General features: G+C 40.6%; 10 tRNA genes. 6 read left to right on the top strand and 4 right to left on the bottom strand.

Features of this window, described 5'->3' with window-relative positions:
- Positions 1 to 3 precede the first annotated feature (3 nt).
- From H5159_RS19440 to H5159_RS19425, 4 genes are all read right to left on the bottom strand, one after another.
- Positions 4 to 79: transfer RNA gene (locus H5159_RS19440), tRNA-Glu, on the bottom strand.
- 93 nt (positions 80 to 172) lie between these two features.
- Positions 173 to 248 (bottom strand) — tRNA-Glu (locus H5159_RS19435).
- A 144-nt stretch (positions 249 to 392) separates the two neighbouring features.
- Positions 393 to 468 (bottom strand) — tRNA-Glu (locus H5159_RS19430).
- Positions 469 to 505: 37 nt separating this feature from the next.
- Positions 506 to 581 (bottom strand) — tRNA-Ala (locus H5159_RS19425).
- Positions 582 to 1,707: 1,126 nt separating this feature from the next.
- On the opposite strand from H5159_RS19425, the gene H5159_RS19420 reads away from it, so the two are divergent.
- The 6 genes from H5159_RS19420 (at position 1,708) to H5159_RS19395 (ending at position 2,598) form a co-directional block, all read left to right on the top strand.
- Positions 1,708 to 1,783 (top strand) — tRNA-Val (locus tag H5159_RS19420).
- A gap of 152 nt (positions 1,784 to 1,935) precedes the next feature.
- A tRNA-Val gene (locus H5159_RS19415) sits at positions 1,936 to 2,011 on the top strand.
- A gap of 50 nt (positions 2,012 to 2,061) precedes the next feature.
- Positions 2,062 to 2,137, top strand: a tRNA-Val gene (locus H5159_RS19410).
- A 153-nt stretch (positions 2,138 to 2,290) separates the two neighbouring features.
- Positions 2,291 to 2,366 (top strand) — tRNA-Val (locus H5159_RS19405).
- 48 nt (positions 2,367 to 2,414) lie between these two features.
- Positions 2,415 to 2,490 (top strand) — tRNA-Val (locus tag H5159_RS19400).
- Between the two features lie 32 nt (positions 2,491 to 2,522).
- A tRNA-Val gene (locus tag H5159_RS19395) sits at positions 2,523 to 2,598 on the top strand.
- Positions 2,599 to 2,714 lie beyond the last annotated feature (116 nt).

Raw genomic sequence — 2,714 nt, 5'->3', positions numbered from 1 at the left:
AAGTGGCGTCCCCAAGGGGATTCGAACCCCTGTTACCGCCGTGAAAGGGCGGTGTCCTAGGCCTCTAGACGATGGGGACACATAAATGTGTCACTAGGACAACTGAATTTTTAGACTCGTTTCAGACGAGCTTTCTTAATAACACTACACTTCCCTATTAAAAATAAGTAAGTGGCGTCCCCAAGGGGATTCGAACCCCTGTTACCGCCGTGAAAGGGCGGTGTCCTAGGCCTCTAGACGATGGGGACACATAAATGTGTCACTAGGACAGTTGATAAGTTTAACTCACATCATGAGCTTTAAGGTAATTGCGTTTAATACAAGTAAAGACTCGAGCTTTAATTGTGACGCTATTTTCTCGGTAAAACCGCCTTTAACTAATAAAAGTTAAGTGGCGTCCCCAAGGGGATTCGAACCCCTGTTACCGCCGTGAAAGGGCGGTGTCCTAGGCCTCTAGACGATGGGGACACAGAAAACTGCTACCCTAGGACAAAACACTAATTTTTGGTGGAGCCATGCGGGATCGAACCGCAGACCTCTTCACTGCCAGCGAAGCGCTCTCCCAGCTGAGCTATGGCCCCAACTTAATCAATACCCACCGTGATAAACACATCGTGTATCGCTTAGTGCGGGGCGCATTCTATGCACCACCCAAAATAAAGTCAACAGTTTTTTACCTAGCTTTATTTAAATGGTTTAATTTTCAACAAACTGGCTATCAAGCGTGCTAAAAAATACAATTTGAATAAGATTCAAGCCCTACTGCTTATAATAACATCACTATATTGCAGCGAATAGTCAATAGCCCCCACTCCCCCATTTAATGAAACAAAATTGCATCAAAGCAAAGGTATACATTTATATGCAAATTAAACTTATCTATAAACTACCAATTAAGGCCCCGCCAATCGCCTTAATCTTTTAAAAGTTACAATTGCTTATAATAACCAAAACTTAAATGTGGGTTTGAGAGTACCCGCAGCCTTTACTTGCTTAATAACCAGCGTAACTCGTACTAAAAAATTCGATTATTGTTTGAAGAGCATTTTTAAAAGAGCACTGTTGCTTCGTAATTCTATGTATAAAACTTCAAGGCGCGTTGATCTTTGGTGGGTGAAGCGGAAGCTTTGCTCGGCTTTTACTTGGCCCACTAGGTTACAAACCTCGCGCCGCGATTTAATCGTCCCTAGATTGAACAAATTTGAATCCACAAAGGTCAACACGCCCTAGTTATATGTGATCTATTTAGTCTTAACCCGAAGCTAGTAGCGAGGAATACGTATTTACGAGATGGCTAGGTTGGCTTATAAAAATAAAGTAAGTACAAAAATAGAGTTTAGAATGCTGAAATAGCATTTATTTTGGGAAGTTTAGATTAAATTCATTTTTAAAGGACCACTCTATTCACTAAATAACTCGCCCTAATATTAATCGATCTTGCTCATAATCATAAAAACGACTCCAGTAAAAAAACAATGAGTATCGTAAAACTAAATTTAAGGTTAATAAAATACAATTCCCTACTCACTTTTAGGTGCTTAATTGAACTGCAATATCAAATTTGACGATAAAATAGACTTCAACCATATCCTATTGTTTATAAAACCTTCATTCAGCACATTTTTATCATTCAAGTGTTGACACATTTCCAACTCTATCTATAATAGCGCCCCACAACAACGCAGCAATGCAATGTTGTTTAGATGTGGGTGATTAGCTCAGTTGGGAGAGCATCGCCCTTACAAGGCGAGGGTCACTGGTTCAAGTCCAGTATCACCCACCACTTTTTAGTTAAAGTGTTCACATCTAAATTCTATATGGGTCATAAGCTCAGTTAGAAAATAGAGAGCATTACCGCTACTAACAAGTAACGGCAAAGTTCACTGGTTAAAGTCCAGTACTATTTATTTAATAGTAGCGTTTTAAATTATATGTGGGTGATTAGCTCAGTTGGGAGAGCATCGCCCTTACAAGGCGAGGGTCACTGGTTCAAGTCCAGTATCACCCACCACATATAAAACCTATTACTATATTAATAGTCGTGTTTTAAAATTGTAATATGGGTCGTTAGCTCAGTTGGGAGAGCATCGCCCTTACAAGGCGAGGGTCACTGGTTCAAGTCCAGTACGACCCACCATTTTTTAAATGGTGCATATTACAAGAAAATCTAAATGGGTCGTTGGCTCAGTTAGAAAAAAGAGAGCATCACCGCTATTTACAAGTAACGGCGAGGTTCACTGGTTAAAGTCCAGTACTATTTATTTTAATAGTAGCGTTTTAATTTATATGTGGGTGATTAGCTCAGTTGGGAGAGCATCGCCCTTACAAGGCGAGGGTCACTGGTTCAAGTCCAGTATCACCCACCACATATAAACCTATTATTATATCAATAGTCGCGTTTTAAAATTTAATATGGGTCGTTAGCTCAGTTGGGAGAGCATCGCCCTTACAAGGCGAGGGTCACTGGTTCAAGTCCAGTACGACCCACCATTCCTAGAATGGTGCATATTAAAATGTAATTTGGGTGATTAGCTCAGTTGGGAGAGCATCGCCCTTACAAGGCGAGGGTCACTGGTTCAAGTCCAGTATCACCCACCAAATAACATCAAGCGGTTAATTGATAATAAAGAATTAAATAACAGACATACCTATTATATGTGGGTGATTAGCTCAGTTGGGAGAGCATCGCCCTTACAAGGCGAGGGTCACTGGTT

Origin of the sequence: Pseudoalteromonas sp. SG43-1 (genome assembly GCF_014164415.1) — a bacterium.
GTDB classification, from domain to species: domain Bacteria; phylum Pseudomonadota; class Gammaproteobacteria; order Enterobacterales; family Alteromonadaceae; genus Pseudoalteromonas; species Pseudoalteromonas distincta.
Note: the sequence above shows the minus strand (reverse complement) of the source record. Positions and strands in the feature narration are given on the sequence as shown.